General features: G+C 43.1%; 20 protein-coding genes. 8 read left to right on the plus strand and 12 right to left on the minus strand.

The genetic code is table 11. The annotated features are described in order from the left end of the window. Positions 1 to 2: 2 nt before the first annotated feature. The 3 genes from B5066_RS00945 (at position 3) to B5066_RS00955 (ending at position 2,991) form a co-directional block, all read left to right on the plus strand. Positions 3 to 716, plus strand: a complete 714-nt coding sequence (locus B5066_RS00945; protein WP_079474090.1) for a FadR/GntR family transcriptional regulator — start codon at positions 3 to 5, stop codon at positions 714 to 716. A gap of 156 nt (positions 717 to 872) precedes the next feature. Then, positions 873 to 2,093: an L-2-hydroxyglutarate oxidase gene (gene lhgO, locus B5066_RS00950; protein WP_079474091.1), complete on the plus strand. Its 1,221-nt coding sequence runs from the start codon at positions 873 to 875 to the stop codon at positions 2,091 to 2,093. A gap of 106 nt (positions 2,094 to 2,199) precedes the next feature. Further along, complete coding sequence (locus B5066_RS00955; protein WP_079474092.1) at positions 2,200 to 2,991, plus strand: SDR family oxidoreductase; 792 nt, start codon at positions 2,200 to 2,202, stop codon at positions 2,989 to 2,991. Positions 2,992 to 3,078: 87 nt separating this feature from the next. On the opposite strand, the gene B5066_RS16630 is transcribed toward B5066_RS00955, so the two are convergent. The 7 genes from B5066_RS16630 to B5066_RS00985 all read right to left on the minus strand — a co-directional run bounded on the left by B5066_RS16630 (position 3,079) and on the right by B5066_RS00985 (position 10,226). Beyond that, entirely contained in the window at positions 3,079 to 3,231 is a 153-nt protein-coding gene (locus tag B5066_RS16630) for a hypothetical protein (protein ID WP_179123996.1), read from the minus strand. A gap of 757 nt (positions 3,232 to 3,988) precedes the next feature. Continuing rightward, complete coding sequence (locus B5066_RS00960; protein ID WP_079474093.1) at positions 3,989 to 4,906, minus strand: cation diffusion facilitator family transporter; 918 nt, start codon at positions 4,904 to 4,906, stop codon at positions 3,989 to 3,991. 12 nt (positions 4,907 to 4,918) lie between these two features. Beyond that, positions 4,919 to 5,488, minus strand: a complete 570-nt coding sequence (locus B5066_RS00965; protein WP_079474094.1) for a TetR/AcrR family transcriptional regulator — start codon at positions 5,486 to 5,488, stop codon at positions 4,919 to 4,921. Positions 5,489 to 5,830: 342 nt separating this feature from the next. Next, positions 5,831 to 6,151, minus strand: a complete 321-nt coding sequence (locus B5066_RS00970) for a hypothetical protein (RefSeq protein ID WP_079474095.1) — start codon at positions 6,149 to 6,151, stop codon at positions 5,831 to 5,833. Between the two features lie 294 nt (positions 6,152 to 6,445). Next, the gene (locus B5066_RS00975) at positions 6,446 to 7,057 is read right to left on the minus strand and encodes a CadD family cadmium resistance transporter (protein ID WP_079474096.1); all 612 of its coding nucleotides are present in this window, start codon (positions 7,055 to 7,057) and stop codon (positions 6,446 to 6,448) included. A 111-nt stretch (positions 7,058 to 7,168) separates the two neighbouring features. Continuing rightward, positions 7,169 to 9,862 (minus strand): heavy metal translocating P-type ATPase, encoded by a 2,694-nt coding sequence (locus tag B5066_RS00980; RefSeq protein ID WP_079474097.1) that lies wholly within the window; start codon positions 9,860 to 9,862, stop codon positions 7,169 to 7,171. Continuing rightward, positions 9,855 to 10,226, minus strand: coding sequence for an ArsR/SmtB family transcription factor (locus B5066_RS00985; RefSeq protein ID WP_079474098.1), 372 nt, complete (start codon positions 10,224 to 10,226; stop codon positions 9,855 to 9,857). The genes B5066_RS00980 and B5066_RS00985 overlap by 8 nt, the downstream gene beginning before the upstream one ends. A 335-nt stretch (positions 10,227 to 10,561) precedes the next feature. On the opposite strand from B5066_RS00985, the gene B5066_RS00990 reads away from it, so the two are divergent. Then, a complete protein-coding gene (locus B5066_RS00990; RefSeq protein WP_079474099.1) occupies positions 10,562 to 11,371 on the plus strand; it encodes a ZIP family metal transporter in 810 nt (269 codons plus the stop codon). Between the two features lie 239 nt (positions 11,372 to 11,610). Then, positions 11,611 to 12,228 carry an HD-GYP domain-containing protein gene (locus tag B5066_RS00995; protein WP_179123997.1) on the plus strand — a complete coding sequence of 206 codons (618 nt, stop codon included), beginning with the start codon at positions 11,611 to 11,613 and terminating at the stop codon, positions 12,226 to 12,228. A 115-nt stretch (positions 12,229 to 12,343) separates the two neighbouring features. Here the strand turns inward: B5066_RS00995 and B5066_RS01000 are convergent, their stop codons facing one another. From B5066_RS01000 to B5066_RS01015, 4 genes are read right to left on the minus strand one after another with little or no spacing between them, the layout of a single operon-like run. Continuing rightward, a complete protein-coding gene (locus B5066_RS01000) occupies positions 12,344 to 13,351 on the minus strand; it encodes a CobW family GTP-binding protein (RefSeq protein ID WP_079474101.1) in 1,008 nt (335 codons plus the stop codon). A 6-nt stretch (positions 13,352 to 13,357) separates the two neighbouring features. Next, positions 13,358 to 13,684 carry a hypothetical protein gene (locus B5066_RS01005; protein ID WP_079474102.1) on the minus strand — a complete coding sequence of 109 codons (327 nt, stop codon included), beginning with the start codon at positions 13,682 to 13,684 and terminating at the stop codon, positions 13,358 to 13,360. 59 nt (positions 13,685 to 13,743) lie between these two features. After that, entirely contained in the window at positions 13,744 to 14,622 is an 879-nt protein-coding gene (locus B5066_RS01010; RefSeq protein ID WP_079474103.1) for a polysaccharide deacetylase family protein, read from the minus strand. Between the two features lie 35 nt (positions 14,623 to 14,657). Continuing rightward, complete coding sequence (locus B5066_RS01015; RefSeq protein WP_244897317.1) at positions 14,658 to 15,620, minus strand: asparaginase; 963 nt, start codon at positions 15,618 to 15,620, stop codon at positions 14,658 to 14,660. A 489-nt stretch (positions 15,621 to 16,109) separates the two neighbouring features. On the opposite strand from B5066_RS01015, the gene B5066_RS01020 reads away from it, so the two are divergent. Further along, the gene (locus B5066_RS01020) at positions 16,110 to 17,822 is read left to right on the plus strand and encodes a sigma-54 interaction domain-containing protein (protein ID WP_179123998.1); all 1,713 of its coding nucleotides are present in this window, start codon (positions 16,110 to 16,112) and stop codon (positions 17,820 to 17,822) included. Positions 17,823 to 17,954: 132 nt separating this feature from the next. Next, positions 17,955 to 18,218 carry a sodium:solute symporter family transporter gene (locus tag B5066_RS01025; RefSeq protein WP_143745365.1) on the plus strand — a complete coding sequence of 88 codons (264 nt, stop codon included), beginning with the start codon at positions 17,955 to 17,957 and terminating at the stop codon, positions 18,216 to 18,218. A gap of 170 nt (positions 18,219 to 18,388) precedes the next feature. Here B5066_RS01025 and B5066_RS01030 read toward each other — a convergent pair whose 3' ends face one another. Next, positions 18,389 to 18,976, minus strand: a complete 588-nt coding sequence (locus B5066_RS01030; RefSeq protein ID WP_079474106.1) for a TetR/AcrR family transcriptional regulator — start codon at positions 18,974 to 18,976, stop codon at positions 18,389 to 18,391. 158 nt (positions 18,977 to 19,134) lie between these two features. Here B5066_RS01030 and B5066_RS01035 point away from each other — a divergent pair, with 158 nt between their 5' ends. After that, positions 19,135 to 20,130: an acrylyl-CoA reductase family protein gene (locus tag B5066_RS01035; RefSeq protein WP_079474107.1), complete on the plus strand. Its 996-nt coding sequence runs from the start codon at positions 19,135 to 19,137 to the stop codon at positions 20,128 to 20,130. Positions 20,131 to 20,177: the final 47 nt, after the last annotated feature.

Below are 20,177 nucleotides of genomic sequence, written 5' to 3' on the forward strand. Positions count from 1 at the left end.
GGATGCCTGAATCCCTTTATCGTAAAAAAGTGTCAACTCAAGTTCTAGAATCATTACAAGAGAAAATCCGAACAGGAGAATACGCTCCTGGCGATAAACTCCCTCCCGAGATAACCTTAGCCAAACAGTTTGGGGTTAGTCGCACGGCTATACGTGAAGCTTTAAATATTCTATCTATTAGTGGCGTAATTACTTCTTTTCAGGGGGGAGGTCGACAAGTCAATGAAGTTCATCTGGTAAACATGCTGGAGGTCCTTCCCTATTCCGTTATTGACGTTAGTGAAATTATTGATTTACTCGAAATGCGTATGGTATTCGAAGTAGAAGCTGCTGCCTTAGCAGCCCAACGACACGAAAAAGAGGATGAGATTGAATTGTTACAAGCGCTCAATCAATTTCAAAATACTCTAACAAACAGAGAAAGCATAGGGTTTGAAGCAGATTATCAGTTCCACCTCGTTTTAATCCGGGCGGCCAAAAATGCTTTTTTTGAGCAAACATTTATTAATATAAGCACCGTTCTTCAAAACTCTTTACAATTTTCTCTATCAAAAAACATTGGGAAGCCTAGAAAACGAAAAGAGGTGTATCAAGAACACGAAAAGATCTACGAAGCCTTTTGTGCAAGAGATAGTGATACGATCAAAACAGTAATGAAAGCCCATTTAATGAATGTTAAAACTAAATTAGAAGAAATCAAATCGATGGATGAATAGCCAAAACAAACCGGCACCTGTGAAAAATGAAAAAATACAATGTTTTTCATAACTTTTGCTTATTTCTATTTAAATCTTCTATGATGGTGGTTTGCCACCAATAATGAATAAAACATCTTAACTATTAATCCAACCAACAATAAAGGAGAGAAACGTATGGAAGATTATATTATTATCGGTGGAGGGATCGTGGGCTTGTCTGTTGCCTATGAACTAACGAAGCAACATCCTGAGGCAAGCGTCACTGTAATTGAAAAAGAAGAGAAAGTAGCTTTTCATCAAACAGGCCACAATAGCGGCGTTATTCACTCTGGTATTTATTACACCCCCGGAAGTCTAAAAGCTCGTCTGGCTAAACAGGGAAACGAATCCATGCGTCAATTTGCAGAAAAGCATCAGATACCGATAGACATCTGTGGAAAAGTTATCGTCGCCACAGAAGAAAAGGAACTTCCCCACCTTGAAAACCTTTACCAACGGGGGCTTCAGAATAAACTAAACATTGAAAAATTAAACAAATCGGAACTTTTAGAGAAAGAGCCACACGTAAGAGGAATAGCGGGTATTCACGTACCTTCGACTGGCATTATTGATTACTCGAAAGTTTCCAATAAGCTTGCCGAACTCATCGAACAACAAAACGGCCAAATTAAATATGGTACTGCTGTAACAGCCATTTCAGAAAATGCTGATGATGTAGAAATTGAGACCAATAATAATACCTATCGCGGTCGTTACTTGATTAATTGTGCTGGCTTGCAAAGTGATAGGATAGCTGAACTCGCTGGTTACCACCTGGACCTAAAAATCGTGCCTTTTCGGGGGGAATATTATAAATTTGTCGAAGAGAAAAGAGATCTCGTACGTAATTTGATTTACCCTGTCCCCAACCCCGAATTCCCCTTTTTAGGTGCTCACTTCACTCGTATGATGGATGGTAATGTTGATGCCGGGCCTAACGCCGTTCTTGGTTTCAAGCGAGAAGGATACAAAAAGCGGGATATCAATATCAAAGACTTATCTGAAGTCCTTCTCTACAAAGGATTCTGGAAGCTTGCTAAACCTTACTTAAAAGAAGGCGTAGGAGAAATGATCCGTTCCGTAAATAAGAAGAAATTTGTACAAAATCTCCAGAAAATGATTCCTGAAATCCAGGAAGAAGATCTTATGATAGGACCACGTGGGGTACGGGCCCAAGCTTTAACGAAAGATGGAAAAATGGTTGATGATTTTTACATTGTTTCTGGCCAGAAAAGTTTACATGTGTGCAATGCCCCATCACCAGCGGCAACTGCTTCTCTAGAAATCGGTAAGAATATTGTAGAACGTATACACGCTGAAGAAGGACGCAAAGAAAAAGCAAGCGTGAATGTTTAAGCTCTATTAAAAAGAGTTACTATGTATTCAATGGAATCCTTGGTCTAAGCATATAATAGGCTTTCTTACTAGGTGCATGGATTGGTTTAAGGAGGGACAAGCAGATATGGATTTGGGGTTAAAAGGAAAAGGCGTATTAGTTTTAGCTTCAAGTGCTGGTTTGGGAAAAGCTGGAGCGATGGAATTTGCCAAAGAAGGGGCCAAAGTGATGCTCTTTAGCTCTTCGTTGGATAAACTTGTAGATACAGTAGAAGAAATTAAGCGTACAACAAATAATAATAGCGTTTTCTATTCCGTAGGAGACATGACAAAGCAAGAAGATATTGAAGAGGTAGTAGAAAAAAGCGTTTCTAAACTAGGTCGAATTGATGTTTTAGTAAACAATACCGGAGGGCCACCTGCTGGCCCCTTCACTGCATTTTCTGATGCAGATTGGCAGCAGGCTTATGAATTAGTTTTATTAAGTTTTATTCGATCCATTCGAGCTGTGATTCCCCATATGAAAGCCCAGGGAGGTGGACGTATAATTAACTCTACGTCGTCATCCGTGAAAAGCGTTATCGATAATTTAATATTATCTAATACATTACGCGCAGGCGTACTCGGTTTAACAAAAACACTTTCCCAAGAATTAGGACCAGATAATATTCTTATTAACGTTATTGGCCCAGGTCGGATTGAAACCAATAGAACAAAGCAGCTTGATGAAACTAAAGGAGAGAAATTAGGAATTTCATCAGAAGAAATAAAAAACCAAAGCATAGTGAGCATTCCCTTAGGGCGTTACGGAAGCTCAGAGGAATACGCAAAATTAATGGTGTACCTCTGTTCTGAAGCGAATACGTACATTACAGGGCAAACTATTCTTGCTGATGGAGGATTTGTTAAAGCATTATAAGTAGAATGCTTGTATCATCTCCTTAGTTAGTAGACCATTCATTGCCATCACGTTTTGTCTTTTCGATGATTCTAGCGCCTCTCTTAGTCAAGAATCAAAAATAGCTTTGATCGTAAATTTTGGTTTTCCAATTGCATCTGCCAACTCCTGTTGGGAAAGAACCTGACGTTGGCGTTCAGTTTTGATGGTTGCCGCAAGGACTGCTTCCAGCTTTAATCGATCAATATGTGCTTTTCCCATAGCTTCCTGGTAACGATCGAATGCTTTGCTTATCTCAATGTCTTCCTTTGTCTTTATCGTTGTTATCTGGAATTATTCGCACCATAAGCGTCGTAACACTGTTCAGCTGGGCCAGTGTCCGGTCGTCGAGTCGCCCCGTTATACGTCTTATTAAATTGTGCAACAGCAGCACCTCTTGCCCTTCATGAATCACAAGCAACAAACGGTCTTGCCCGTTTTAAGGCCATCGATTTCCCAATGGTATTGTTTTTCTTGATCGACAGCGGTATAGCGTCTCTCCCTGTGTGATTCTCTTCCAAGGGCAACGGTTATGTTCGAGGGTCGATCGCTACCGAACATACTGGTCTGCCGTTTTGTCCCAAAATCTCTGGAGACCTAATTTTTCCATTCCTGTGTTGCTGCATCGAACAGCCAATTTTCGGACGCTGGAACATTTCCTAATGCTTCTACCTCATATACCATCGTTAGTCCCTCCATTCTCATAAGAATCTCTACACCTTTGTAATAGCATGTATACTATCATAAGGGTATAGATCATAGTCGATGCCAGCAAAAGCGGAACCTGCTTCCAATAATCTACTTTGTGTTAACGCATTGTGAAAAATGGTCTACGTCAATGACTTGATTCGTCGTCATATGTTTCAGTTTCCACTTTATGCAGCCGCCGAGCCCGGCGGCTACCTCCCTTAAAGATCAGGGTGATCCTTCATCAGAGCGGTTTTTCTGTAAGAATAACTCACCAAAACTTATCCACCTTTTAGTCATCCAGGGCCCAATGCCGATCGGCCATAAATGAAACCGTCAGCCACTTTTTGGGCGCTGCGCCGGTCAATACTGCGGCCAGTTTTTCTCGCATTTCATCTTGTTTTTTTAAGGAATTGAGGGGGCTACTTTCCAGCGCCACAATATCAATTTCCACCCAAAGGGTTCGCCCGACCTTGGTCATCCGCAGAAAGCTTTCTTCGACATTATAGTCGCCAGCCAGCTCCTCTAACGTTTCTTCCATGCGACGGCGTATTCCTTCATGCGAGCTCATCGCCAAAACCTCCCGAAGGGCTAGGCGCATTTCTTTCAGCGGAAACCGCAAAAAGTATACGGATACGAGCAGTACCATGACTGGATCGACATAAGGAATAAACGACGGGAACCACTGAAAGATTTCAAGCATAAAGGCGACGAGAAAACCCACAAACACTCCCATACTGACGAGCGTATCCATGAGCCACTGATTGGATTCTGCCTTTAATAAGGCCGACTGCGAACGGGAAGCATGCACGTGTAAATAACGGGCGACAGCTCCACACGCAAGTAATCCGATAAACGAGTAGACAAACGCTGGTCCGACTTGCATGTCCCGCCCTCCCTGGAACAGGGACACCAGGGCGGCCGCGGCCGAACCCGCGATCAACAGTAGAATAACCATGTACTTGAATAACACTACGAGAGGTTCCACGATGTCTAACCCGAAGGGGTACCGTTTCCAGTCAGTCGTTGCCATCCATGTAGCCGCCGCTAGCGATACACAGGAGAGCGCCACACCGACCAGCGAATATAATCCGTCGAAGACAATCATTTGCGATTGGAACCATAAGCCCAAGACCATACCGGTACCTGAAAACAGAACGGTGGCCATGATCGAGATCCAAAGGATTTTCTTTTCTTGTTTCACATTCATTCGATCACCCCCTTATCTTGCGAGAGCTCGTACAAGCATGCTCTTCAGTTCGGCCTTGGCCTGCCGTTGATCGTTCGTCCCCGATTGGGATAAATAATGGCTCTCTGCTGCGTGCTCGACCAGACCGATAGTGTTGTTGACCATCAGCTTCAGCTCCAGTTCATGCGTCAGTTGATGGTGCTGTTGTAATTGCACGAATTGCGCTTGGAGCCAATCATAATAGGGGCGATAAATCGCTTCCCAACGCTCAAAGGAGTAATAGAGCGACATCCCGCCATAGCACATGCTGATCGAATCCTGAAATTCTTCCGTGATCTGAAACGTTATGGCAATCACGATATCAATGATTTCGGTCAGGGTGCCTGCATCTCCATGCGCTTTCATGCGAGCCAGCTGTTCGTTTAGGATATGAGAAGCAATGGCCGGCACGAGCTCTTTTTTCGACTCGAAATAATTATAAAATGTTCCTTGAGCTACGCCGGCTTCCTTCACTAGGTGGGAGACCGACGTTTGATCGAACCCTTCCCGATGAATGACGGTGATGGCCGCTTTCAATAATTGATCGTAGGTGGTCTGTTTCATGGTTGCCTCCTGTAAATTTGTGCTTCTATCACTAATAGTGACTGACTGTCAGTCACTTATGATAATACTAGAACCATTCGATAAAGTTAACCTGCTAGAAACAAAGCGAACCTAGTTGAAGCAGGATGTTTATATTTCTCTGATAGCGAAGCAAATTCTATATAATTCCTTCTCTACTTGGTTTTCGCCGTCGAAAAACTTTAAACGGCTTGCCCCATTGGAATATCAAGGGCAAGCCGTTTGAGAATTTGACGTATTTTCGCTATCTACTTGATGATGTGAGTTCGATTCGTGCTTATATTTCTATTTATACTTAATCAATCGTTCAGCTTTTGATCAACTTCAACGAATAACGTCATTATAAATTTGATCCTCACCTTGTTCCCCAATGCTAACAATCTTTAAACGCTCTTCGTCCAAAATATATATTGATTTGTATTCAGGATTGCCATTGTTTGCATAAATAATCACTCGACTATTTCCTTCCTTATTTTCTACGTTTATAGATTCGAAATCTGAGCCTATTTCTTTCTCAACTACGTCTAGCTCAGCCCAGTCATTTTCAGCAAAAAAGCTTGTATCTTTCTCTTCATTCTCCCCACAAGCAGCTATTAATCCCACAGTTAGAACTATTGCGATTGTCAACTTCATCATTTTCTTCATTCAGGGCCCCTCCCATTCGTTGTTCTTACATTTGGACTAACAATGGCAGTATGACTATCATAACGACACACACCGGAATCGACAAGACATACGGGCGCGCCCTAGGCAGCAAGCCCACCGTTCGATCAACGGTGGCACGGTCTATTAACCATTAATTCGGTATGAAAAAACCAACTCTCCGGCTTGTTACCATAGGATACGTCGAACGATAAGGAGATTACTTGGAGGAGAATGATTTCCCCAAACCATAGAGCATGCGCCTTGACAAACGAGGGCCTGCCTCCTCAAAGCTTTTTATCCAGTGATCCACGACCATACGATCGCAACGGTGCCTTGCAGGATCAGCACGTAGAACCCCAAACCGATGTAAATCACCACCATGACCCAGCGGCCCACGTGTTCGATCACAGGCGATACGCCAGGCAGACGGCTCAATTGCTGGGCACTAAATACCAATACCACAATCCATACGGCGAAGGTGGCCAGCGTGGTCATCAGGGCCGGCACCGAGATGGAAACAAAATAAGGCACAAATAAGCTAATATTATCGGCGCCGCAGCTGGCAATGACAATGAGGGCAACCGTCGTGGAGAGGTTTGTTCGCTGGTGCTGATGCAGTTGCTGGTCCACGTCATCCTCATCGCCCATGAGGGCGATTTTAATCCCCAGGTACAATGGAATCAGGCCCAATAGGCCCAACATCCAGTCCTCCGGGACCACGCGTAATACAAAAGCGAAAAGCAGACTGGCACCGATAAGCACCAACGAGCCCATGTACTGCCCGAGATAAACCTGGCCATACTGTTTCTTTGTGTTAGCCTGACCAAAAAAGAGCAAAAGTAACACCACTAGATCAATCGCCGTGGCTAAATAAAGCACCGAAGCTGTTCCGATGGTCGTTAGCATGGTCCCCCTTCCTTTCTTCTCCCATGGACCATTGGGGCCCTGATAAAAAACGCGCCAAGCATAACTGCTCGACGCGTAGTTTGATCCGATTGGCCCCGGTTGGTTTCTCGATTAAGATATCCGGAACAGCCGAAGACTGTTCAGAATCACGATAAGTGCTGCTCCCGTATCGCTCAGGACGGCCAACCATAGCGTTAAGACATCCGGAACAATCAGGCCAATAGCGACAACTTTAATGAGAATCGCGAACCATACATTTTGCTTAATAATGGTTAATGCTTTGCGGCTTAACCGAATCGTATACGGAAGCTTTTCCAGGTTATCAGCCATTAATACCACATCGGCCGCTTCCATGGAGGTGGCCGTTCCGGCGCCGCCCATCGCGATGCCAATATCGGCTGTGGCCAGCGCCGGAGCGTCATTAATGCCATCCCCGACCATGCCGACCCGTCGGCCTTCCTGCTGCAGGGCACGGATGGCATCGACTTTATTCTCGGGGAGGAGATTCGCCATATATCGATCCATCTGGGCCTGTTGAGCAATTTTGGCTGCCGTACCTTCATGGTCCCCGGTGAGCATCGTTAACTCGCGGACCCCGTGACGATGCAGGGACGCGATCGCAGATGAAGACACCGAACGTATCGCATCCGCCACCCCAATATAACCAATGACATGATCCCGGCTGCCGATGATGGTTATCGTGACGCCTTCCTCCTGGTGCCGCTGAACATCCTGTTGAATGGCGGCTACTGGGACGCCGATCTCTTCCATCCACCCCGGTTTACCCGCAAAATATTCGATGCCATCGATGGTTCCTTGAACACCTTTCCCGGGAACGGTGGAAAACTGTTGCCCGGGCATCAGATCGATGTGTTGATCTTCCACATACTGTTCGATCGCCCGTGCAATAGGATGGTTGGAGTAAGCTTCCAGCGTTCTCGCTACGGCCAGCAAGTGCTTGTCTTCCCCCTCGACGGCCTGAACATGTTCGACGACCGGCTTTCCTTCGGTCAACGTCCCGGTCTTGTCAAACGCCAGCGCATCCAGACGTCCAGCAGCTTCTAAAAAGGCCCCGCCCTTGATCAGCACGCCTTGTTTGGCCGCATTGCCAATGGCGGAAACGATCGCTACCGGAGTGGAAATGACCAGGGCACACGGACAGGCCACCACTAGGAGAGCCAAACCGCGATACACCCACTCGCCCCACAGCCCTGCTCCAAAGAGCGGAGGCAGCACCATCGTTCCGAGAGCCGCAGCAAACACCAGGGGCGTATAAATTGCTGCAAATCGGTCCACAAAGGTTTCTGTCGGTGCTCGTTGTTCCTGGGCTTCTTCCACTAAATGAATAATCCGAGCCAGTGTCGTATCTTTCGGGCGAGCGGTGACCTGCACTTCCAGGGTGCCAAAGTCATTCAATGTGCCCGCATAAACAGGATCGTTCGTCGTTTTATCCACTGGCAGGGATTCGCCGGTAATCGGAGATTGGTCAATCATCGAATCGCCCTCGCGAATCGTTCCATCCAAAGGAATCTTTTCTCCCGGTTTAATCAGAATCGTCTGACCCACCGCTACTTGGTCCACATGTTGCTGAACCCATCTTCCGTTTTGTTGCACCCAGGCCTGGGCAGGGGCTAAGTCCATCAAGTCCTGAATAGAGTCCCGTGTTTTAGCTACCGATCGCTGTTGCAAATGATTGCCAAGCGCGAACAGCCATACGACCAGTGCACCCTCAAAATATTCGCCAATGAGGGCCGCACCAATGGCGGCGCCAATCATTAATACATTCATGTCCAGGGAGCGGTTCTTCACCGCATAATAAGCACTTTTAGCCGGTTTAAACCCGCCGATCGCGATGGCAGCTAGATACAAGAGGATGGAGAAACTTTCGGGCCCAGGGGCCAACGAAGTCCCCACGCCAGCCAACAGCAACAGCCCCGAAAGCATCGTGGTGGATACCCGCGAGCGACGAGAAGTCGCCGGTTCGTAATTCGACTCCTCCGGAGCCACCGCGTCGTATCCTGCCCGCTGGACTTCCTGGACGATGAGGCCCGGCGTCCGGTCATGAGCGATAGTCATTTTACCTGTCGCAAAATGCACCTGAACATCCCGTACCCCGTCCACGTTTGCCATATGCTTAGAAATGGTAGTGGCACAGGCCCCGCAGTCCATCCCGTGGACCCGGTACGTTTCTGTTTCCTGAGCCTGAAAAGCATAAGGGGTATAGCCCAGCTGTTGGACCATTCGTTCCACCGCCTCGGTTTCCACACTTCCGTCCGTCGTGACATGCATTTGACCACTTGGGTATCGCACATCGGTCGCCTTCACTCCGGCAATACGGCCCAGCCCTTTTTCCAACGTGGATGCACAAGACGGACAGTCCATGCCCTCCACGCGATACGAGAGTGTGGCCGACGACAACGGTTCCGCGTCCGCCGAGGTGTTTGGCTCCTCCGTAGCTGCAGACGCACAGTTGGCTTCCGCTTCCTGCATCGAAGTGGTTTCCGAAGATGCGCAGCAAGTGTTTGTTTCTTTCGCCGAAGTGGCTTCCAAAGACAAGCAGCAAGCGTCTGCCTCCTTCACCGAAGCGGTTTCTGAAGATCCATAGCAAGTGTCTGCTTCCTTCGCCGAAGCGGTCTCCGAAGACGAGCAACATGAAGATACTTGCTCTTCCCCGCAACAAGCCTCCTGCGTGGGAGCGGGCTGCAAATCAAAAGTGAGCTTCCTTTGAGCTCGGGAGCCCTCCCTCGGCGTCTCTTGTTCTTTCACGGGCGTAGCTGTTTGCTTCTTGTTCGTGGTGTTAGACATGAAGAGGCTCCCCTTTCGCCTGTGGGTTATTTCCCCCAAGCAACTGTTGAAGCCTCGAACTCGTCAGTTCATAAAATACGAGCTTGCCTTCTCTTCGGTATGTTACCGCTCCCGTGTTGCGAAGAATACGCAGATGATGAGAGACCGTAGCAGTGGAAGAGCCAATAATATTTGCTAGATCACACCCACACAGCTCTCCTTCAACATTTAACGCATACGCGATTTTATATCGCGTTTCATCCGCTAACACTTTAAACAATTGGGCCGTCTCCCGGGCCTCTACAGGTGCCAGGTGCGCCTGAATACGAGCCACTTTTTCCGGATCATAACAATAAATATCACAAGCTTCTTTGTTCGTAGTCATCTATATTCCTCCCCTATACAATTAAGTAATCATTTAATTGAACTTTACATCATATCGTTTTGTTAGTCAAACCATTGTTTGAATGATTCATCTATCCACATGTTCATCGTCGGACAAAATTATTGTTTTTTTGACTATGAAGCAGCCATATGGCTCATCCATCTCATCAAACAGGTCCTACATCGGTTGTACTTTTTTCCTTAACGTAATAGTATTGCCCTAAAGCAACATTTTATTAGTAATGAAATGTTTGCGTATGGAACCTGTTTTTCAGACGAATATCGATCATAAAACGGGCTTTTATATCATTTATCTTCTCGAAGGAGTTGTTCAATGTGGTAGACTGGTTTATCGAATTATCTCCCGTATGGCAGGCATTGATAGGAACATTATTTACCTGGTTCATGACTGCTGCTGGTGCTAGCCTCGTATGGTTTAGCAACAAAGATTCTACGCGCTTTATGGATAGTATGCTCGCGTTTGCTGCGGGCGTAATGATTGCCGCTAGTTTTTGGTCCCTATTGGCCCCAAGCATCGAAATGGCGGAAGAACAAGGAATATTACCCTTCGTGCCTCCCGTCATAGGATTTTTGCTAGGAGGGGCCTTTCTCTTGTTATTAGACCAAGTCGTTCCTATGCTTGACCCGGACCGTTACTTTCCCGAGATTAAAGATCCTCGTTCCAAACATCGGACGTTTATGCTTGTTTCTTCGATCACCCTGCATAATATTCCTGAAGGCTTAGCCATCGGGGTTGCTTTTGGTGCTTTAGCCGGCAACTTTTCGGAAGCCGGTTTAGCAGGGGCCATTGCCTTGGCTATTGGTATTGGCATCCAGAACTTTCCCGAAGGCACAGCGGTCTCTTTGCCCCTTCAACGAGAAGGGATGAGCAAAAAGAAAAGCTTTTTTTATGGGCAGTTTTCCGGATTTGTCGAACCCGTAGCCGCCTTACTTGGTGCTTGGGCTGTCGTCGTCATCGAACCTTTGGTTCCCTATGCGTTGAGTTTTGCGGCTGGAGCCATGATTTTTGTGGTGGCCAAAGAAGCCATTCCGGCTTCCCAGGAACGCGGCCATGTTCGTCTTACCACTGCTGCTTTGATGGTGGGGTTTAGCATCATGATGATTCTAGATGTCTCTTTAGGGTAAGAAACGAACAATAGCTATAATGCATGTACGAATAAGCATGGTATTAGTTCTATGGATCCTCAGCGTTTGAGCCTACGTTGGGGATTTTTTATCTTACGTGACTATTGTCATTCTAAAGGGTGTGGGAAGAGTCTATGCTAGACATCGAGGAGGGAAGGTATGACCATAAACCTTACAGACCGACGCTTATTTTTAAAAATACTCTGGGGTTGGACGAGGCTTATCGTTTAGGAGGGAAATTGTATGACCCTTCTCATTATCAATGGTTCGAACAGCTCTTTCACTCGCTGATGCAGGACGCTGCTACCCGGCAGTTATTTCACCAATTGGCCAGGTGGGACAGGTATACTTCCCGTCATTCCTTTAATGTTTTTGTCTTAGGTTCACTGCTTGCTCACCGATTAAAATGGCCGAATATCCAGGAGATCGCTTCAGGTTTGCTGCTTCATGATATAGGCAAGACGACTGTTTCCCGAACAGTCTTAATGAAAACAGAAGCACCTATATGGACAGAATGGCAACCGCTCAAAACCCATCCTCGAAAGGGGCATGACCCTTTGAAGGCCAACAGATTTTCGGCCAACGCGATCAGCATGGCTCAAGAGCACCATGAGCGCCTGGACGGCAGTGGCTATCCGGATGAGGCATTGGCCTCCGACCTTGAAGACCCGGCACGGCTCTTGGCGGTCGTGGACATCTATTCGGCTTTAACCCTGGACCGTCCGTACCTTCAAGCCCTTTCTTCGTATCGGGCGGTACACATGATACGAGAAGAAGTGGGGCCCTTAGACCCCCGGTATGTTCGTGCGTTCTGTGAATTGCTGGGTATTTTTCCGCAGGGGCCACGGTGCAGTTAACAAATGGGAAAACGGTGGTGATCATTGCCATCGATGAATCGCTCCCCACCATGCTTTTTGTCCAACACTCTCCAGCCAAAGAGCCTTTTTACCCTATTTAGCTCTTGATTTTATTTTATACTCTTTCTTGGTATTCCATTAAATTTACTGTGCTTCCAATTCTATTTTGAAAAGCTTTCAATGAATTAAGAATGTTTATTGGCTCAATTTCTCTGACTATAAATACGATAAAAGATTGGTTTGTATTTTCAGGCCAAGCTTCTAAATGCTCTGGAGGATGGATAATATGTTGGACTCCATTGAGATTTATTGGAGCCTCCTCCCCTACATCTAAAATTCCTTTCACTCTTAATATACCTTCGCCGTGAGTGTGTAAAAGTAAACTCAACCATACTGTAAATGCTGTCCAGTTTAATGAATTGTCAAAAGTGAAAGATATGGAGTTCACTTGAGAAGCCTGGCCATCCTGATGAATACTAGAATATTTTCCATATTTTTTGTAATCTGGCTCTTCTAATAAGTTTTTTTCTAATACATTTAAGTCGACAATTCCATGATTTGCTTCGAATATAGAAACAGTCGGGTTAATGTTATTGATAGATTTTATTGTTTGATTTGTTATAGAATTTGAAACTAAATCATTTTTAGTTAAAACGACATGGTCTGCTACACTAATTTGTTTTACGAATTCTTTGCTGTTTAACAACTGCAATTGTGCATTTTTAGCATCTACTGCACTAATAATTAAATTGACTTCAAAATGATTCTTCAGTATAGGGTTGTTAATAATAGTAAAAACAATTGGAGCAGGATCGGCTAAGCCCGTAGTTTCAATAATCACTTTCTCGTAACCTTGCGCATATCTTTCATGTTCAAAAAGCAACGTTTTTAATTCATTTTCTAAGTCTTCCCTTGAGTTGCAACACATGCATCCAGAGTTAATTAACGAAATCTTTTCCTGAGATTCTCTTAACAAATGATGATCCAATCCAGCTTTTCCAAATTCATTTACAATAATTGCCGTTCTTTGATTATTTGTTTGTTGTAATAAATAATTAAGCACCGTAGTTTTTCCACTTCCGAGACACCCGGTCATAATAGTGACTGGGATTTTTGCTTTCATTAAAACTCACCCTTTATTTAAATTATTAATTAAATGTTCGTTTAGTGGATCAATGGACATCCCTGCCATTTTTTCAGCATAAAACCATATTTGTCCTAAATCATGAATGACTGCCATTTTCCCTGTTCTACTTTTTAATAGAAACTTACTATTATTCCACTCACTAATAGTAAGGCCATAAAATTCAAGCACATCATTGCAAATTTCTGTTCTTAAAAGCCTGGATCTTTTTCGTTCTCGTTGAGATTCTCCTGCAACGATTGTATCTAGTTTTTTACGCTCTATATCAGTCCAATGTACTTGTTCTATAAATTCTCCACATAATACGCACATGTTTTCACCCCTTATTAAGCGTGCCCCAAATTAATAATATTTGAGGCACGATTTAATACTTATTTTGGATTTCGTTTAATAAAATTATTGGCAATTTCGTTAAAAGTTACCCATTTCACCCCTTCATGTGAATTAATATATTCGATCAAACGTTCATGCATTTTTAAAACTTGAGGTCTTCCACTTACATCAGGGTGAATGGTCATCGAGAAAGTCGCTTGATCCATGTTCTCATATACCCAATCGAATTGATCTTTCCACATTTGTTCAATATCTCTCGGATTGACAAACCCGTGGCTATTTGGAGAGCCTTTAATAAACAACATTGGAGGTAAGTCGTCTAGATACCAGTTTGCCGGAATTTCAACGAGGCTTGTCTTTTCGCCACGTTTTAATGGCTTCATCCATTCACTAGCCTCTTTGCTATAATCAATTTTTGTCCATTCATCCCCTACTCTTACATAATAAGGACTAAAGTCATCGTGCATTAAACTATGATCATACTTAATATTATGCTTATGCAATAGCTCATTAGTTACATTCGAAAATTCCCACCAAGGTGCCACATAGCCAGTTGGTTTTTCTCCAGTCAAATTTTCTATCAATTCAATTGATTTTAATAAAACTTCTTCTTCTTGTTTTGGTGTCATAGCGATAGGGTTCTCGTGAGAATAACCATGAGCCCCTATCTCGTGCCCAGCTTCATGAACCATTTTCATTTGCTCTGGAAATGTTTCGATTGAATGGCCAGGGATAAACCATGTGGTTTTAATATCGTATTTTTTGAAAAGGTTTAACAACCTCGGCGCTCCTATCTCTCCAGCAAATAACCCTCTGGAAATATCATCAGGTGAATCTTCTCCGCCGTAAGAACCTAACCAACCCGCAACCGCGTCAACGTCAACTCCGTAAGATACATAAATTTCTTTAGCTGCCAATTAAAAAACCTCCGTTTGTTTTTTATTAATTCGTCTCATACTACTTTTTCCAAGATGTTTTGCATAGTATTGAAGGATTTTTTATTAGCTATTAGTAACCCTAGCAGTAGTCTAACTTTTTCTCCTGCTAAATCTCCAGCAAACCATGCGCCAGCTTTTTCAAGGTCTATTCCTCCACCATTACTATATACAGGTAAAACAGAGCCTCTTATACATCTGGAAGTAACAATTACAGGAATATCCTTAGACACAAGTTCCTTTACTACCTCAGTAATTGTAGAATGAGCGTTTCCTCTACCAAAAGCTTGAATTACCACTCCCCTATAACCATTTGTTAGTCGCTTAAATTCTTCTCCGTCTAGTCCGATACCTAAACGAACTAGAGCAACTGGAGCAGGCACTTCCAAAGGTATAAAGATTGATTCATTTATGCTTCTCTTAAATATGAGCTTTTGATTGTCTACTCTGCCTATCGGTCCCCATCCTGGTGATGAAAAAGCTTCCAATGCATTAGTATCAACCTTATGAACATCCCGAGCTTCATATATAAAACCTCCGAAAACAACGCATGTTCCTACTCCAATAGATTTTTCGCTTTTTGCTACGGTAATGGCATCGCTTAAATTTTTGGCTCCATCACTAAAACTATGAGAAGCATCCAATTGAGCTCCTGTAAGTACGATTGGCTTATCATAGTTACTAGTCACCAATGATAAATAATAAGCAGTTTCCTCCATAGTATCAGTGCCATGAGTTATAACTACACCTTGCACATTTGGATCTTTCAAAGCCTCTATTACATCCACAGCAATACAGTAGAGAGTTTTGTAGTCAAAAGTGTAACTTCCAAGAGTCACAGAAGATTTAACCTCAATATCTCCTTCAATGCCAATTTTTTTTATTAATTCTTTTCCTGATAATGAAGCAGAAACCCCCTCATTATTTTTAGGAAGAGAGGCAATGGTGCCCCCAGTAGCAATTACTTTTACATGCTTCAAACTTGTCACCTCGTCCATCCTTTTTATTACTTTTAATAAATATAAGATAACTCCTCAGCCTAAGAAGATTTTTAAAATATCACTCCTTTTTGTTCAATAGAAATTCTTTTTAAATTAATGCAATAATTATGCCAAAAGAAATAAATGCGTTTTCATTATTTGTGGACTTCTGACATTTTCTTATTTCAGGCTTCTATTTTTATAAAATGAAAGACCCTCAATTCAAGTCAATCAGTGGCATAAAGGTTTTCAAGTTTTTCTTTGAAAATCTTCATAGAAATCGAAGAAAGCTAATAATAGGATTTATCTATCGACCAAACGTGTAAGCCCCCAATTTATGAAAAATAAATTGCACTATTTCTATTTTTCAATACTATCTTTATGCAAATACGCATTAAATGCATGCGTTTAGACATAACGAAAATTGCAGTTCTTTTTCTTTGGTGCTAAACTGCTTAAAACCCTTTTATTGGAATGGAGATGAATAAATTGGAAAACGAACAAGAATTTTTTGAGTTTCAGAAACAAGATTTGTCTCAAGAGCTTTTCACTTTCAATAACCTCAAATACATATTGATCAACGAGCATTTACGCTGTAAGTGGACAAATCATTTAAGTTGTACAGAGTTCTTGCAATACGACAATGTAACAAAACAAGTTAAAAAAGTTTTATCTATGGGAAAATCAATCGAAAATATCACATTAACCATAGAAAAAGAACAATTCACTTTTTCTTTTTTTTCATTTGGCCAAAAAGAAGTCCTAATCATATTTCAGATCATTAACCAATCAGTCCTTCAGCAAATTCATGCATATCAGGAGCATAGTGAAGACTTAAAAGCCATTTTTGATTCTTCTTTTGATGTTATTTATGTCTCTGACTATAAAGGAAAAACTCTTCGTGTTAGTGCTGCTTCAAAACAACTATGGGATCAAGAACCTAAAGAAATTATTGGGAAAAACACTTCACGACTTGAAAGCGAAGGCGTATACACCCCCTCAGTTACTAGACTCGTGTTAGAAAAAAGAAAAAAAGTATCGACGATCCAATCCACTAAAACTGGAAAAAGACTTATGGTCGTAGGTACTCCTATACAAGACCCTGAAGGAAATATTAAACGCGTAGTTAATGCTTCTCGAGACATTACAGAGATAAATCAGCTACAATCTGAGCTTTCCGAAACAAAAAACTTGGCTGAAGCTTACAAACTCGAATTAGAATCATTAAGAGAAAAACATCGGAAAGAAAATAAAATCATCTACCGAAGTCAAGAAATGGAAAAAACCATCCGGATTGCAGATAAAGTAGCTCAAGCTGATTCAACGGTATTAATTACTGGCGAATCCGGTGTTGGGAAGGAAGAAATAGCTACTTATTTACACGAAAATAGTAAACGTTCAAAGAAACCTTATATTAAGATTAATTGTGGTGCTGTTCCTGAAACATTATTAGAGGCAGAGCTTTTTGGGTATGAAAAAGGAGCTTTTACTGGAGCCCACCCCTCTGGCAAAAAGGGATTGATGGAACTTTCTCACCATGGAACGCTTTTTCTTGATGAGATTTCTGAAATGCCCTTCTCGCTCCAAGTAAAATTATTGCGCGTCCTGCAGGAAAAAGAAATCACTCGAATAGGAAGTACAACTCCTATAACCATTGACGTTCGTATTATTACTGCTACGAATCAAGATTTACTAAAAGAAGTAAAAAAAGGAAGCTTTCGGGAGGATCTCTATTATCGGTTAAATGTCATACCAATATCTATCCCTGCTCTGCGTAAAAGAAAAGAAGATGTTTCACCATTAGCTTTTCATTTTATGGATAAGTTAAACGATAAATATAATTCTTCAAAAAAACTTTCCCCTAAGGTTATGAACGAACTTCAGCTATTCGATTGGCCTGGAAACGTAAGAGAATTACAAAATATTATTGAACGAATGGTTGTCTTATCTGAATCAAACCTTATTGAACCAGAAGACCTTCCAGAAATCATAAAAACTAATATTTCCTCCTCGAGCACTACATTAGTGCAAGATATTATGCCTTTGAAAGCATGCTTAGAATCAGCAGAGGAACAACTACTAAAACTTGCGCAAGAAAAATATTCTACCATCACCCAAATCGCTGAAGCCCTGCATGTTAATCAATCAACGATAAGTCGAAAACTAGCGAAATTACGAAGCGTTAATGAAGATGGACATTGAATTGTCTATCTTTTTTATGTACAAATGCATAATATTTTTTCATTCACAGTAATATCCCTCTACGTATAGGTATGGAACATTGGCATGGTTATTGCATTACATTAGTCAAGTACGTATAGAAAGGAGAAGGTAATGGAAAACTTACAGATTTTATTATGGGGTCAAATAGCTTTATTTGCTGTCGTTATGATTTTCTTAAGTATTTACGCTGCAAAAAAAACAAAAACAATCCAGGATTTTGCAATTAGCGGAGGGAACCTTGGTCCCTACGTTTTAGGTTTATCTTTCGCTGCTACCTTTTTTAGTGCAGCCACTTTTTTAGGTTACCCTGGCTGGTCATACGCCTGGGGCTATAGCAATTTAACGTTATATTTTGAAAATTTTTACGATAAATGAAATTTTTTGAAAGTCGATTCATTATGGAAAACAGCCACCCATAAGCTTTATGTAATTGAATGGTTTCAAGAAATTATTTACCCAACGTGTTTCATTAACAATTTCAATACTTAATCAATTAGGATAAACACTAATAGGGGAGGTCGCCCCGTTGATAGTTAACGGGGTCATTACGCTTTTAATATGCGGAGAATCGCATCCCAACAAAGATGCCGGTAATATCCGTGCAAATCATCATCTTCCTGCATCAACCATTGAATCAAGCTCCCGTCGATCATACAGCGGAGTGTAATGGCTGACTGTTCCACATCCTCTACGTAAAATGCTCCTTCTTTCTGGCCCTGATGAATAATAGTTCTTCCAAGCGACCAGCAGTTTTCATAAAATTGCTGGTTAATTTCCTGATATCGTGCGTCATGCTTTATTTGGGTCAAAAAATCCAGGTATACACGGTAAAAAGCTTTATTTTCTTCCGGACTGATAAATACCTGGTTGATATATGCCTCCAGTTTTTCCACCGCCGTAGATTTATTTTCCACCGAAGCGGCTTCCTTTTCATAAATTTTCGCCGTCAGCCATGAAAATAACTGCACAAAAACGTCGGCCTTGTTTTGAAAGTAATAATTGATCACCCCTTTACTCACGCCTGCTTCATCGGCGATGTCCTGTAAGGTTACCGATTCATATCCATGTTCAAAAGCCGCTTGAAATGCCGCTTTCAACAGTTGCTTTTTTCGTCTTTCTGCTTTTTGGGCCATAATCGACAATTACCTCCATTGCTTTTTTTCTTATTGTACTAAAGGAACATGACCGAAACCAAATTTTTAATTTATCCGGATGAATTAAATTGACCAGTCAGTATAATTTCGGTTATACTAATATCAATTCATACTTGATTGTTGAAAGGAGTTTTTCCATGACAACCCAGTTTCAGGCACTTATGGTCAACCAAACCGATGATCACTTTACCAGTCAATTGGAACATTTATCTCTTACCGATCTTCCTCAGGAAGACGTCACCATACGCGTGCATTATTCCAGTGTCAATTATAAGGATGGCCTTGCCGCTCATCCGGAAGGCAAGGTCGCTCCATCTTATCCCCTCATTCCAGGTGTGGATCTCGCTGGAACGGTGGTTGCTTCGAAAGATGAGCGTTATCAGATCGATGACCGGGTGATTGTGACCGGGTATGGATTAGGTGTTTCTCACCACGGTGGTTATAGTGAGTATGCCAGCGTCCCTGGGGACTGGGTTGTTCCGGCTCCGGATAACCTCACGCTGAAGGAAGCCATGACGCTTGGTACCGCTGGTTTTACCGCCGCTTTATCCATTTACCAGCTGGAAAACAACGGACTTACTCCTGAATCAGGAAACGTATTAGTCACCGGAGCTACGGGCGGGGTCGGCAGTATGGCTGTCGCCATGCTTGCCAAAAAACACTATCAGGTGACCGCTAGCACCGGGAAAACGTCCGAACATGCTTATCTCCGGCAGCTGGGAGCTCAAAACATGTTGTCCCGCGAAGACGTGGCCCCGGAAAAAATTCGTTCCCTGGGAACTCAACAATGGGCCGGGGCTGTGGATGCGGTAGGCGGACGCACCCTGGCCTCTATTCTAAGCAACACCATGTACGGGGGAAGTGTAGCCGTCAGCGGTCTCACCGGCGGTGCTAACGTTCCCACGACCGTGTTTCCTTTTATTCTCCGGAGCGTTAATCTGCTCGGCATTGATTCTGTCTATTGCTCCAACAAGCTTCGGAAGCATCTATGGCATCGCCTGGCCACTGATTTAAAGCCGGCATCACTCGAGTCGATGAGCCGGGAAATATCTCTTCGGGAACTGCCTTCAGCTTTATCCGCTATCCTCGAAGGCCAGAGCCGTGGCCGAATAGTCGTAAATGTGGCCCGTTAGATTCTGTTTTTTGATTATGTTCAGAGAAGGACAAGCTCCAAAAGTGA

Source organism: Marinococcus halophilus (assembly GCF_900166605.1).
GTDB classification, from domain to species: domain Bacteria; phylum Bacillota; class Bacilli; order Bacillales; family Marinococcaceae; genus Marinococcus; species Marinococcus halophilus.